Source organism: Streptomyces pactum, from assembly GCF_002005225.1.
In the GTDB taxonomy this organism is placed as follows: domain Bacteria; phylum Actinomycetota; class Actinomycetes; order Streptomycetales; family Streptomycetaceae; genus Streptomyces; species Streptomyces pactum_A.
Map to the genome: position 1 here is coordinate 2,451,070 of NZ_CP019724.1, position 12,352 is coordinate 2,463,421.

The following is a 12,352-nucleotide window of genomic DNA, read 5'->3' on the forward strand; positions in this document are numbered from 1 at the left end:
CCATTCTCCGCCACGGCTTCACGGCGCCGGAGCGGCCGTCCGGCATCCGTCCGGCTCAGGCCGATTGTCAGTGCCGGGGTGCACGATGGATCCATGGTCAGCTCCGCACACCGAGCCCTGGACGGCTTCTCCCCCGCGACCCGCGGCTGGTTCACGGGGGCCTTCTCCGCGCCCACCGCCGCGCAGACGGGCGCGTGGCAGGCCATCTCGGAGGGCTCGGACGTGCTGGTGGTCGCGCCCACCGGCTCCGGCAAGACGCTGGCCGCCTTCCTCGCCGCCCTGGACCAACTGGCCTCGACGCCCCCGCCCGCCGACCCCAAGAAGCGCTGCCGCGTCCTGTACGTCTCCCCGCTCAAGGCCCTGGCCGTCGACGTCGAGCGCAATCTCCGCAGCCCGCTGACCGGCATCCGCCAGGAATCCGTACGCCTCGGCCTGCCCGAGCCCGAGGTCAAGGTCGGCATCCGCTCCGGGGACACCCCGGCCGCCGAGCGCCGCGCCCTGTCCACCCGCCCGCCGGACATCCTGATCACCACCCCGGAGTCCCTGTTCCTGATGCTGACGTCGGCCACGCGCGATGCGCTGACCGGCATCGAGACGGTGATCCTGGACGAGGTGCACGCGGTCGCGGGCACCAAGCGCGGGGCCCATCTCGCGCTCACCCTGGAGCGGCTGGACGAGCTGCTGCCGAAGCCGGCCCGTCGCATCGGCCTGTCGGCGACGGTCCGTCCGGTGGACGAGGTCGCCCGATTCCTCGCACCCCGCGGCAAGGTCGAGATCGTCCAGCCGGACTCGGGCAAGGAGTTCGACCTGTCCGTCGTCGTACCGGTCGAGGACCTGGGCGAGCTGGGCGGCTCCCCGGTCGCGGACGGCAACGAGGGCGCGGAGCGTCCGTCGATCTGGCCGCACGTCGAGGAGCGGATCACCGATCTCGTCCAGTCCCACCGCTCCACGATCGTCTTCGCCAACTCCCGGCGCCTGGCCGAGCGCCTGTGCAACAGGCTCAACGAGATCGCGTACGAACGGGCGACCGGCGAGCCCCTGGACGAGCACCACTCCCCCGCCGAGCTCATGGGCGGTTCGGGAGCCGCCCAGGGCGCCCCTGCCGTGATCGCCCGCGCCCACCACGGCTCGGTGTCCAAGGAGCAGCGCGCCCTCGTCGAGGAGGACCTCAAGGCGGGCCGCCTGCCCGCGGTGGTGGCCACCTCCAGTCTGGAGCTGGGCATCGACATGGGCGCCGTCGACCTGGTCGTCCAGGTCGAGTCACCGCCCTCCGTCGCCTCCGGCCTCCAGCGCGTCGGCCGCGCGGGACACCAGGTCGGCGCCGTGTCCACGGGCGTGGTCTTCCCCAAGTACCGCGGCGACCTTGTGCAGGCGGCCGTGGTCACCGAGCGGATGCGCAGCGGCGCCATCGAGGCCCTCAGGGTCCCCGCCAACCCGCTGGACGTCCTGGCCCAGCAACTCGTGGCGATGACCGCGCTGGACACCTGGCAGGTCGACGACCTCCTCGCCACCGTCCGCCGCGCCGCGCCCTTCGCCTCGCTGCCGGAGTCCGCCTTCACGGCCGTCCTCGACATGCTCGCGGGCCGCTATCCGTCCGACGCCTTCGCCGAGCTGCGCCCCCGCGTGGTGTGGGACCGCGTCGCCGGCACGGTCACCGGCCGCCCGGGGGCGCAGCGCCTCGCGGTCACCTCCGGCGGCACAATTCCCGACCGCGGGCTCTTCGGCGTCTTCCTCGCCGGCACCGATCCGAAGAAGGGCGGCGGCCGGGTCGGCGAGCTCGACGAGGAGATGGTCTACGAGTCACGCGTCGGGGACGTCTTCACGCTCGGCACCAGCTCCTGGCGGATCGAGGACATCACGCGTGACCGGGTCCTGGTCTCCCCCGCACCGGGCGTGCCGGGCCGGCTGCCGTTCTGGAAGGGCGACCAGCTCGGCCGACCGCTGGAGCTGGGCCGCGCGCTGGGCGCGTTCCTGCGCGAAGTGGGCTCCCTCACCAAGGAGGACGCCCGGCTCCGCCTGGTCACCGCCGGCCTGGACGCCTGGGCGGCGGACAACGTCCTGTCGTACCTCGACGAGCAGCGCGAGGCCTGCGGTCACGTCCCCGACGACCGCACTATCGTCGTCGAGCGTTTCCGGGACGAGCTGGGCGACTGGCGGGTCGTGGTCCACTCCCCCTTCGGCGCCCAGGTGCACGCCCCCTGGGCGCTCGCGCTCGGCGCCCGCCTGTCCGAGCGGTACGGCATGGACGCCCAGGTCATGCACGCCGACGACGGCATCGTGCTGCGCCTGCCGGACGCCGACCTGATGGGCCTGGACCTGCTCGACCAGGAACCGTCGAAACCCGGGTTGGAGTACGACGCCGAGCAGGCACCCGTCGGCGCGGCCGACGTCGTCTTCGACAAAGGCGAGGTCGACCGGGTCGTCACCGACCAGGTGGGCGGTTCGGCCTTGTTCGCGTCTCGTTTCCGCGAGTGCGCCGCCCGTGCGCTGCTGCTCCCGCGGCGCAGCCCCGGCAAGCGCACCCCCCTGTGGCAGCAGCGCCAGCGCGCCGCGCAGCTACTCGAGGTGGCGAGCGAGTACGGCTCGTTCCCGATCGTCCTGGAGGCGGTCCGCGAGTGCCTCAAGGACGTCTTCGACGTGCCCGGCCTGACCGAGCTGATGGGCGACCTGGAAGCCCGCAAGGTGCGCCTGGTCGAGGTGACCACCCCGGAGCCGTCCCCGTTCGCCCGCTCACTGCTCTTCGGGTACGTCGCCCAGTTCCTGTACGAGGGCGACTCGCCCCTCGCCGAGCGCCGTGCCGCCGCCCTTTCCCTGGACTCTCGGCTGCTGGCCGAGCTGCTCGGGCAGGCAGAGCTGCGCGAGCTGCTCGACGCGGAGGTGCTCACCGAGCTGGAGCGCGAGCTGCAGTGGCTCACCGAGGACCGCCGCGTCAAGGACCCGGAGGGAGTGGCGGACCGGCTGCGGATGCTCGGCCCGCTCACGGACGCCGAGCTGGCCGAGCGGGGCGCCGAACCGCAGTGGGCGCGGGAACTGGCCGCCGCCCGCCGCGCGATCAAGGTGCGCATCGCCGGCGCCGACCACTGGGCGGCGATCGAGGACGCGGGCAGGCTGCGCGACGCGCTGGGCACGGCGTTGCCCGTGGGCGTGCCCGAAGCCTTCACCGAGCCGGTCAAGGACCCCCTCGGCGACCTCCTCGCCCGCCATGCCCGCACCCACGGTCCCTTCACGTCGGTCACCGCGGCGGCCCGCTTCGGCCTGGGCGTCGCGGTCACCGAGGGCGCCCTGCAGCGGCTCGCGGCGGCGGGCCGGGTCGTGCAGGGCGAGTTCCATCCGGCCGGCATCGGCCAGGAATGGTGTGACGCGACCGTCCTGCGCCGGCTGCGCCGCCGTTCCCTTGCGGCGCTGCGGCACGAGCTGGAGCCCGTGCCGCCGGCCGCGCTCGGCCAGTTCCTCCCCCAGTGGCAGCACATCGGCAAGGGACACGCGCTGCGCGGCATCGACGGGCTGGTCCGCGCCGTCGAGCAGTTGCAGGGCGCGTCCGTGCCCGCCTCCGCCCTGGAGAAGCTGGTCCTGCCCTCCCGGGTGGCGAACTACAGCCCGGCGATGCTGGACGAGCTCACGGCCGCCGGTGAGGTGGTGTGGGCGGGAGCGGGTTCGCTCCCGGGGAAGGACGGCTGGGTCTCCCTCCATCTGGCGGACACGGCCCCGCTGCTCCTGCCACCTCCGCATCCCCTGGAGACGACCGCCCTTCACGAATCCGTCCTGAGCGCTCTCTCGGGCGGGTACGGCCTGTTCTTCCGGCAGATCGCCGACCAGGTCCGCGCCACCACCCATCCGGACGCCACCGATCCGCATCTGGCCGACGCCCTGTGGGACCTGACCTGGTCCGGACGTCTGACGAACGACACCCTCGCACCCCTGCGCTCCCTGCTGGGCTCCGGCCGCACCGCTGGCTCCACCGCCCACCGCGCCAAGCGCGCGGTGCCACGCGGACGCTACGGCTCGCTGACGGCCGCCGCCCGCACCGCCTCCCGCACCGGCCCGCCGACCGTCGCGGGCCGCTGGTCCCTGCTCCCCGCACGCGAGGCCGACACCACGGTGCGTGCCCATGCCCTGGCCCGCACGCTCCTGGACCGGCACGGCGTGGTGACCCGCGGCGCCGTCGCCGCCGAGGGCGTCGAAGGCGGCTTCTCCGCGGTGTACCGCATCCTGGCCGCCTTCGAGGAGAGCGGACAGGCGCGGCGCGGCTATGTCGTGGAAGGGCTGGGCGCGGCGCAGTTCGCCATGGAGGGTGCCGTGGACCGGTTGCGCGCGGTCTCGAACGCCCGGGAGCGCGGCGAGGCTCCACCGGGGCGGCCGGACCTCACCGGCGGCGGCCTCGAAGCGGACTTCTCACCCGACGGCTCCGGCGGCCCGGGCGACCTGGTCTCCGGCGGCTCCCCCTTCGACGACTTCCCGTCCGGCGGCGATGGGGACGCCGACGCGCCGGAGCAACCCGGCGGCGTCTTCGCGGCGCGTCAGCACCTTCCGTCCTCCCGGGGGGACCACGTCTCCCCCCGCAACTACGCCGAGCCGGGAGCCGGCGGGCCGCGCGGGGGCGGCGCGCACGGCGGCTTCGGTGGTTCGCACGCCTCGTACGACACCGGATTCCCCGGCAGTCGCGGCCGCTCCTTGACCGGTCCACGGGCCGTCGTCCTGGCCGCCGCCGATCCGGCCAACGCCTACGGCGCGGCCCTCGGCTGGCCCGAGCCCCCGGCCGGTGCCACGCACAAGCCGGGCCGCAAGGCGGGCTCCCTGGTGGTACTCGTCGAGGGCGAACCTGCGCTGTACATGGAGCGCGGCGGCAAAACACTCCTGCTCTGGCCCTCCGTCCCGGACGGCCTGCCCACCGACGACCCCCGTCTGCGGGCGGCCGCGGAGGCGCTCGCCTCGGCCGCCCGCGCCGGTTCGCTCGGCACGGTCACGGTGGAGCGGGTCAACGGCGCGGCGGCCCTGACGTCCCCGTTCGGCCCGCTCCTGGAGGAAGCGGGTTTCATCGCCACCCCGCGCGGCCTGCGCATCAGAGCCTGAGCCTGTCACCCTTGACCCATGCCCGAAGGAGACACGGTCTGGCAGGCCGCACGACGGCTGCACGACGCCCTCGCGGGCAAGGTGCTGACCCGCAGCGACTTCCGCGTGCCCCGGCACGCCACGGCCGACCTGACCGGCCGGACGGTGCTGGACGTCACACCGCGCGGCAAACACCTGCTCACCCGGGTCGAGGGCGGCCTGACGGTGCACTCGCACCTGCGGATGGACGGGTCCTGGAAGGTGTTCGCGGCCGGTCAGCGCTGGAGCGGCGGCCCGGCGCACCAGATCCGGGTGATCCTCGGCACCGCCGACCGCACCGCCGTCGGCTACCGCCTGCCGGTGCTGGAAATCCTCCGCACCGCCGACGAGGAGCGCGCCGTCGGCCATCTCGGCCCGGACCTGCTGGGCCCGGACTGGGACCCGGAGCAGGCCCTGGCCAACCTGCGCGCGGACCCCGCCCGCCCGCTCGGTGAGGCCCTGCTCGACCAGCGCAACCTCGCCGGTATCGGGAACGTCTACAAGTGCGAGCTCTGCTTCCTGCTCGGCGTCACTCCGTGGCTCCCCGTCGGGGAGCTGCCCGCCGCACACGCCGTGAAGCTGCCCGCACTCGCGAAGAAGCTCCTGGAAGCCAACCGCGGCCGCCCGGTCCGCCGTACGACGGGCCTGCGCGGTCATGACCTGTTCGTGTACGGCCGCGCGCCCCGCCCCTGCCTGCGCTGCGGCACGTCGGTCCGCGTGGCGAACCAGGGCGACGGCTCCCGCGAGCGCCCCACATACTGGTGCCCGGCCTGCCAGCCCGGTCCCGCGCCGCGCCCACGCCGCCAGGCCGGTACCGGGCCGCGGCGCGAGCCTGGCTGACCCGGCCGACAAGCCGAGCAGGCGAGCTCGGCCGACCGACCGGGCCAACGCGCTGAGCCGGCGAGCTCAGCCGGCGAGCACGCCGTCCATCTGGCCGACCGCCTCGCGCAGCCCTTCCTCCATCCCCATCTTCGTGAGCTGGTCCATCTGTTCCCGGGTGTCGAAGGCGGAGCGCATCTCCATGCGGGTGCCGCCGTCCCGCTCGGTGAGCGTCACCCGGGTCGAGGTCGTCGGCATGTCGGCGCTCGGGGCCCCGTCCGCGTCGGCGAATCCGTCGGTGAACTCCAGGGACGTCGGCGCGTCGACCGAGGTGATCCGCCACCACCCGCGGTGCTTGTCCCCCTCCGGGCCGGTCATGAAGTACGTGACGTCGCCGCCGGGGGTCAGGTCGTGCTCCTCCACCGTCGCCGGGTAGGTCGGCGGGCCCCACCAGCGCTCCAGTTGCCGCGGGTCGGACCACAACCGCCACACCCGCTCGACGGGCGCGGCGAAGTCGGCGACCAGGGTGAGGGTCAGGTTGTCGAGATCCTTGTCCAAGCTGGTGACACTCATCAGATCTGTCCTTCTGTCGGGTCGTGCGTATCGGAGTCCGCCTCCTGGGCGAGCAGGTGGGACATGCGGTCCACCCGGCCACGCCAGGCCGCCTCCAGTGCGTCCAGTGCCTGCCGGGCGCGGCCCACGGCGTCGGGGTCGGTGCGCACGAGCTGCTCCCGTCCGCGGCGCTGCTTGACCACCAGACCTGCCCGCTCCAGAACCGCGACGTGCTTCTGTACCGCGGCGAAGCTCATCGGATAGGCCTCGGCCAGTCGAGACACCGACAGGTCGCCCCGTACACAGCGACGCACGATGTCGCGGCGCGTCGTGTCGGCCAGGGCGTGGAACAAGCGGTCCACACCCTCTTCGGCTACTTCGGGGAATCCATCTACAACCATTTGGTTGTACGTTATCCGGGTCACGCCCCCTTGTAAAGCAACGCACGTCGGCCGCCACCTCACGGCCCGCCCGATCCGGGCGGGCCGAGGCCCACCGCCGACCGGCACCGCGACGGGGGCGACGCACCCCGGGCCCCGCGCAGGGCGCACCGCCACCGCCCCGCACCCACGGCCCCGGCGGCCCGGCGTCTGGGCACACAGTGCACCGGCAGCACGCTCAGCCCCCAGCCGCCGACCGCGACCGCCCCTTCGAGCACCCCCGCGCCGGGCTCCAGGGCCAGGCGCAGCACGGCCCACCACCACAGCGCACCGAGCGCCAGCGCACCGAGCCTCAGCGCGGCCGCCCGACGAGCAGTCCGCGCCGACGCCATCCCCGCGTCATCCGTTTTCGGCTTGGAACATCCAGTGCTGTTTCTCCAGATCGGCCGTGACCTGGATGAAGATGTCCTGGCTCACCGGGTCCGCGTCCCCGGTCGCGGTGATCCGCTCCCGCATCCGCCCGATCACCGCGCCCAGGGCGTCCACGATCGTCTGCACCGCGGTGGTGTCGTCGACCCAGCCTTCCGGAGTCACGCCGATACCGCTGCCGACGGCCACCGTCGCGGCGCGCCCGTCCGGGGACACGCCGAGCGCCGAGGCGCGCTCCGCCACGGTGTCGGAGTGCGTGCGTGCGGTGCCGACGAGTTCGTCGAGCTGAAGGTGTACGGAACGGAAGCGCGGACCGACCACGTTCCAGTGGATCTGCTTCGCCACCAGGGCCAGGTCCACCAGATCGACGAGGGCGCCTTGCAACGCCTCGGACACGGTCTTCAGGTTCGCGTCGGACAACGAGCTCTTCACGACGTACATCCGCACCTCCGTCGGTCGGCTCCCCCGGCCATGTCCCTCCACGATGACCGCACCACCGGGGACCGGCAAACCGGACGAACCAGTCGCCGGGCACGCCCCACCACCCGCGCCCGGCACCACCCGCGTACGCAAAAACCCCGACCGCACCTCTCCGGGACCTCCCGGAGAAGCCCCGGCCGGGGCCTCACACGCACACGTTCTCGACGGTCAGGCGGCGACGACGTCCACTGCCTCGGCGGGCGCCTTGATGGTCACCCGTTCCGGTGGCACACCGGTCACCGACACGGAACCCAGCATCGGGCGCACCGGTGCCGGCACGGTCTCGCTGGACGTGGCCGCAGCGGACTGGGCCAGTTCGGCGAGGGCGAGTTCGTCGCTCACTTCCCGCATGAGCTCGGACATCCGTACGTCCAGCGCGTCGCAGATGGCGGAGAGCAGCTCGGAAGAAGCCTCCTTCTGCCCCCGCTCCACCTCGGAGAGATAGCCGAGTGAGACTCGGGCGGAGGAGGAGACTTCGCGCAGAGTACGGCCCTGGCGTTGGCGCTGCCGACGCAGCACGTCACCCAGTAGGCGACGGAGCAGAATCATCGGTGGCTCCCTCCTCGGACCGTGTAACCGCATCCTTCACGCCCCACCGTACCGCCTCGCGCCGCGGCCGTGCGGGGAGCGATGTCGTGTTCACTCAGGGCTGCAAACATCAAAACCCCCCGTTCCGTTCCGTATCCTGTGCCCGCTCATTCCCGGTCTGTTCGCCCGCAAGCTCCCTCAAAAGGAGTGCGAGTACGCTCCGTACACTCTCCATACGAATTTCCGCGCGGTCGCCGTTCAACCGCAGCGCCTCCACTTTTCCGCCACGGGCGGAAGGGTCGTCTGCTCCGAAGGGCCCGTCGACGGCCACGAAGACCGTCCCGACGGGCTGTCCGTCCTGGGCGTCCGGGCCCGCGACGCCCGTCGTCGCTATGCCCCAGTCGGCGCCCAGCGCCTTGCGCACGCCTGCCGCCATCCGGGCGGCGACCTGCGGATCCACCGCTCCACGCGCCGTGAGCAACCCGGCATCGACGCCGAGCAGTTCCCGCTTCAGCTCCGTCGCGTAGGCGGTCACCGATCCCCGGAAGGCCTTGGACGCGCCGGGAACCGCGGTGATGGCGGCCGCCACCATTCCGCCGGTCAGCGACTCGGCGACCGCCAGGGTCTCGCCCCTGACGGTGAGTAGTCGCACCACGTCGGCGGCCGTGGAACTCAACCTTCCGTCTCCTTCAACGCCGCACGGCGCTCGGCAATTCCTTGACGGCGCAGCACAATGGCCTGCTTCACATAGTCCAGTCCGGTCGCCACGGTCAGGACAACCGCCGCCGCCATCACCCAGAACCTCAGGGTGGCCAAGGGCCCCGTCAGTGCCAGGACGTACATGCCGACGGCGATGCCCTGGGTGAGGGTCTTGAGTTTGCCGCCCCGGCTCGCCGGGATGACTCCGTACCGGATGACCACGAAACGCAGGACGGTGATCCCGAGTTCCCGGCCGAGGATGACGGCCGTCACCCACCACGGCAGATCGCCCAGTGCGGACAGACAGACGAGCGCAGCCCCCATGATCGCCTTGTCGGCGATGGGGTCCGCGATCTTCCCGAAGTCGGTGACGAGGTTGTAGGCGCGCGCCAGGTGGCCGTCGAAGAGGTCCGTGATCATGGCTACGGCGAAGGCCGCCCAGGCGAACGAGCGCCAGGCCGGGTCGTACCCGCCGTTGCCGAGCATCAGCGCGACGAAGGCCGGCACGAGGAGCAGCCGGAGCATCGTCAGCAGGTTGGCGACGTTCCACACGCTGGCCTGGTTGACGGCGGCGGCCGCGATCTTGCCGCCGCGCCCGGTGGCACCGCCCTCGGTCGCACCCCGCTCGGCCGTAACCCGCTCGGCCGCACCCCGCTCGGCCGCACCCTTGTCCGCCGCACCCCTGGAAGGCGTACGCTCCGTCGGTTCCTGCGCCGCGCCAGTGGCACCGCGGGGGCCGGCCCTGCGCGCGCCGGAGGAGCCGCCCGCAGCGGACGCCGGGACTCCGGTCATCTGCCGGCCTCCTCACTCCACTCGGGCGACTCCAGCAGCGGTTCGGCCACCAGGTCGACACCCTCCGTACCGACCACCTTCGCGTCGACCATACGACCGACACTCATGCCTTCGCCGCTCGTGAGCACCACCTGGCCGTCCGTCTCCGGCGCCTGGTGCTCCGCGCGGCCGCGCACGCCGTCCCCCTCGTCGACGGACTCCACGGACTCGACGAGCACGCGCACGGTCGCGCCGACGCGCTCCTCGGCCCGCTGCGAGACGAGTTCCTCGGCCAGGCGGGACACGCGTGCCAGTCGCTCGGCGACGATGTCCTCGTCCAGCTTGTCGCCGTAGGTCGCCGCCTCGGTGCCCTCCTCGTCCGAGTATCCGAAGACCCCGATGGCGTCCAGCCGCGCGTGGGTCAGGAACCGCTCCAACTCGGCGAGGTCCGACTCGGACTCGCCGGGGAAGCCCACGATGAAGTTGGAGCGCACGCCGGCCTCGGGAGCCTTGCTCCGGATGGTGTCCAGCAGTTCCAGGAAGCGGTCCGTGTCGCCGAAGCGGCGCATCGCGCGCAGCACGTTCGGCGCGGAGTGCTGGAAGGAGAGGTCGAAGTAGGGCGTGACCTTCGGGGTGGAGGTCAGTACGTCGATGAGACCGGGGCGCATCTCGGCCGGCTGGAGGTAGCTGACGCGCACACGCTCGATGCCGTCGACGTCGGCGAGGTTCGGCAGCAGCGACTCCAGCAGGCGGATGTCGCCGAGGTCCTTGCCGTAGGAGGTGTTGTTCTCGGAGACCAGCATGATCTCCTTGACGCCCTGCTCGGCCAGCCACCGGGTCTCGTTCAGCACGTCGCTCGGGCGGCGCGAGATGAAGGAGCCGCGGAAGGACGGGATGGCGCAGAAGGAGCAGCGCCGGTCGCAGCCGGAGGCCAGCTTCACCGAGGCGACCGGGGAGCCGTCCAGGCGGCGGCGCAGGGGCGCGCGGGGCCCGGAGGCCGGGGCGACGCCCTCGGGGAGGTCGGTCGGGCCGTGCCCCGGCAGGGCGACGGAGGCACCGGCCTCCTGGCGCTCGGCGGGGCTGATCGGCAGCAGCTTGCGCCGGTCGCGCGGGGTGTGGGCGGCGTGGATGCCGCCGTTCAGGATGGTCTGCAGGCGGTCGGAGATGTCGGTGTAGTCGTCGAAGCCGAGTACACCGTCGGCCTCGGGAAGCGCCTCGGCGAGCTCCTTGCCGTACCGCTCGGCCATGCAGCCCACCGCCACCACGGCCTGCGTTCTGCCGTGCCCCTTGAGGTCGTTGGCCTCCAGGAGGGCGTCCACGGAGTCCTTCTTGGCGGCCTCGACGAAGCCGCACGTGTTCACGACGGCGACGTCCGCTTCCTCGGCGTCATCGACGAGCTTCCAGCCGTCCGCCTCCAGACGGCCTGCGAGCTCCTCCGAGTCCACCTCGTTGCGGGCGCAGCCAAGAGTGACGAGTGCGACGGTACGGCTTTCAGGCATGGGCTCAAGACTACTTCGTCCCGCCGACACCCCACGTCGACGGGGTTGCCCGATCTTGGACAACCCCGTCCGCGTCGGCGCCTTCCGCGCCCTATCCGACCTGCGGGTCGCCCTTCGTGTACGTCAGGCGCTCCACGGAGCCCGGCTGGAAGTCGTCCTCGATCTTCTTGCCGTTGACGTAGAGCTGGATCGCGCCCGCGTTGCCGAGGACGAGGTCGACCTTCTCGTTGTCCTGGAAGGTCTTGGAGTCACCCTGCTTGAGCAGGCCGTCGAAGAGCAGCCGGCCGTTGTGGTCCTTCACGGAGATCCAGCTCGGGTCGTCGGTGGCGCTGATCTTGACCGTCACCTTGTCCCGCGGAGCGGCGGCGATGGCGCTGTCGGTCGGGTCGGGCTTCGGGTCGGCGGGCTTCTTCGGCTTGGCGCTCGGCGAGGCGGACTCGCCGGCCGACGGCTGGGAGCCCTCGGCGACGCTCACCTCGTTGCCTCCGTCGTCGCCCCCCTTGACGAAGGTGAAGCCGACGAAGCCGATCACCGCGACGATCGCGGCGACCATGGCGGCGGTCCAGTTGGGTCCGCGCCGCTCGGGACGGATGCGTTCCGCCTCGAACAGGGGCGCGGCGGGTGTCGGCGCGGGGCGTCCGCCGTGGTCGGCGTCGAACTGCGCGAGCAGTGCGGCCGGGTCGAGCCCGACGGCCTTGGCCAGGGTCCTGATGTGACCGCGCGCGTAGACGTCGCCGCCGCAGGGCGTGAAGTCGTCCGCCTCGATGGCGTGCACGATGGCGATCCGGACGCGGGTGGCGGTGGTGATGTCGTCGACGGTCAGCCCGGCGGCGATCCGCGCCTGCTGCAGTGCGCGGCCGATGGAGGGGCGGGCTTCCTCGGAAACGTCTTCAGAACGGTCTTCGGAAACGTCTTGGGACACGTCTTCGATCGGACGCTCGTCTTCAGGGGAGTTGCCGTTGGACACGGGGGCGCCTTTCGAGCGTTAGCCGCCTGTGCTGGACGTTCAGTTTAGGGGGGCTGCAAACGGGTGGGGCAACCGGGCGACGGGACTTTGTACGCCATCGGAATGGCCTCGCGTCCCGATGGTGGACTGCCTGTTTGTCA

The 12,352-nt window shown here is 72.4% G+C and carries 11 protein-coding genes; 2 read left to right on the forward strand and 9 right to left on the reverse strand.

All coding sequences use genetic code 11. From position 1 onward, the window contains the following. Window positions 1-93 precede the first annotated feature (93 nt). Together B1H29_RS09940 and B1H29_RS09945 are read left to right on the forward strand one after the other, a co-directional pair. A complete protein-coding gene (locus B1H29_RS09940; RefSeq protein WP_055419902.1) occupies window positions 94-5,070 on the forward strand; it encodes an ATP-dependent helicase in 4,977 nt (1,658 codons plus the stop codon). 18 nt (window positions 5,071-5,088) lie between these two features. Further along, a complete protein-coding gene (locus tag B1H29_RS09945) occupies window positions 5,089-5,928 on the forward strand; it encodes an Fpg/Nei family DNA glycosylase (RefSeq protein ID WP_055419903.1) in 840 nt (279 codons plus the stop codon). Window positions 5,929-5,994: 66 nt separating this feature from the next. Here B1H29_RS09945 and B1H29_RS09950 read toward each other — a convergent pair whose 3' ends face one another. From B1H29_RS09950 to B1H29_RS09990, 9 genes are all read right to left on the reverse strand, one after another. Next, entirely contained in the window at window positions 5,995-6,480 is a 486-nt protein-coding gene (locus tag B1H29_RS09950; protein ID WP_055419904.1) for an SRPBCC family protein, read from the reverse strand. After that, window positions 6,480-6,860: an ArsR/SmtB family transcription factor gene (locus tag B1H29_RS09955; protein ID WP_055419905.1), complete on the reverse strand. Its 381-nt coding sequence runs from the start codon at window positions 6,858-6,860 to the stop codon at window positions 6,480-6,482. Before B1H29_RS09955 ends, B1H29_RS09950 begins: the two co-directional genes overlap by 1 nt. A gap of 59 nt (window positions 6,861-6,919) precedes the next feature. Further along, a complete protein-coding gene (locus tag B1H29_RS09960; RefSeq protein ID WP_079160132.1) occupies window positions 6,920-7,231 on the reverse strand; it encodes a hypothetical protein in 312 nt (103 codons plus the stop codon). 7 nt (window positions 7,232-7,238) lie between these two features. Continuing rightward, complete coding sequence (locus B1H29_RS09965) at window positions 7,239-7,709, reverse strand: Dps family protein (protein ID WP_055419906.1); 471 nt, start codon at window positions 7,707-7,709, stop codon at window positions 7,239-7,241. A gap of 207 nt (window positions 7,710-7,916) precedes the next feature. Next, window positions 7,917-8,297, reverse strand: a complete 381-nt coding sequence (locus B1H29_RS09970; RefSeq protein ID WP_053137999.1) for a helix-turn-helix domain-containing protein — start codon at window positions 8,295-8,297, stop codon at window positions 7,917-7,919. 109 nt (window positions 8,298-8,406) lie between these two features. Beyond that, on the reverse strand, window positions 8,407-8,952 hold the full coding sequence (locus B1H29_RS09975) for a CinA family protein (protein ID WP_055419907.1): 546 nt from the start codon (window positions 8,950-8,952) through the stop codon (window positions 8,407-8,409). After that, window positions 8,949-9,767: a CDP-diacylglycerol--glycerol-3-phosphate 3-phosphatidyltransferase gene (gene pgsA / locus B1H29_RS09980; protein WP_055419908.1), complete on the reverse strand. Its 819-nt coding sequence runs from the start codon at window positions 9,765-9,767 to the stop codon at window positions 8,949-8,951. The genes B1H29_RS09975 and pgsA overlap by 4 nt, the downstream gene beginning before the upstream one ends. Then, window positions 9,764-11,245 carry a 30S ribosomal protein S12 methylthiotransferase RimO gene (gene rimO, locus B1H29_RS09985; protein ID WP_055419909.1) on the reverse strand — a complete coding sequence of 494 codons (1,482 nt, stop codon included), beginning with the start codon at window positions 11,243-11,245 and terminating at the stop codon, window positions 9,764-9,766. Before rimO ends, pgsA begins: the two co-directional genes overlap by 4 nt. Window positions 11,246-11,336: 91 nt before the next feature. Continuing rightward, a complete protein-coding gene (locus tag B1H29_RS09990) occupies window positions 11,337-12,212 on the reverse strand; it encodes a helix-turn-helix domain-containing protein (protein WP_055419910.1) in 876 nt (291 codons plus the stop codon). Window positions 12,213-12,352 lie beyond the last annotated feature (140 nt).

Bases quoted from the DNA above. Each gene is read 5' to 3' on its own strand.
- B1H29_RS09950 (WP_055419904.1), bottom strand. From the start codon at position 6,480: ATGAGTGTCACCAGCTTGGACAAGGATCTCGACAACCTGACCCTCACC.
- B1H29_RS09945 (WP_055419903.1), top strand. From the start codon at position 5,089: ATGCCCGAAGGAGACACGGTCTGGCAGGCCGCACGACGGCTGCACGAC.
- pgsA (WP_055419908.1), bottom strand. From the start codon at position 9,767: ATGACCGGAGTCCCGGCGTCCGCTGCGGGCGGCTCCTCCGGCGCGCGC.
- rimO (WP_055419909.1), bottom strand. From the start codon at position 11,245: ATGCCTGAAAGCCGTACCGTCGCACTCGTCACTCTTGGCTGCGCCCGC.
- B1H29_RS09940 (WP_055419902.1), top strand. From the start codon at position 94: ATGGTCAGCTCCGCACACCGAGCCCTGGACGGCTTCTCCCCCGCGACC.
- B1H29_RS09970 (WP_053137999.1), bottom strand. From the start codon at position 8,297: ATGATTCTGCTCCGTCGCCTACTGGGTGACGTGCTGCGTCGGCAGCGC.
- B1H29_RS09960 (WP_079160132.1), bottom strand. From the start codon at position 7,231: ATGGCGTCGGCGCGGACTGCTCGTCGGGCGGCCGCGCTGAGGCTCGGT.
- B1H29_RS09965 (WP_055419906.1), bottom strand. From the start codon at position 7,709: ATGTACGTCGTGAAGAGCTCGTTGTCCGACGCGAACCTGAAGACCGTG.
- B1H29_RS09955 (WP_055419905.1), bottom strand. From the start codon at position 6,860: ATGGTTGTAGATGGATTCCCCGAAGTAGCCGAAGAGGGTGTGGACCGC.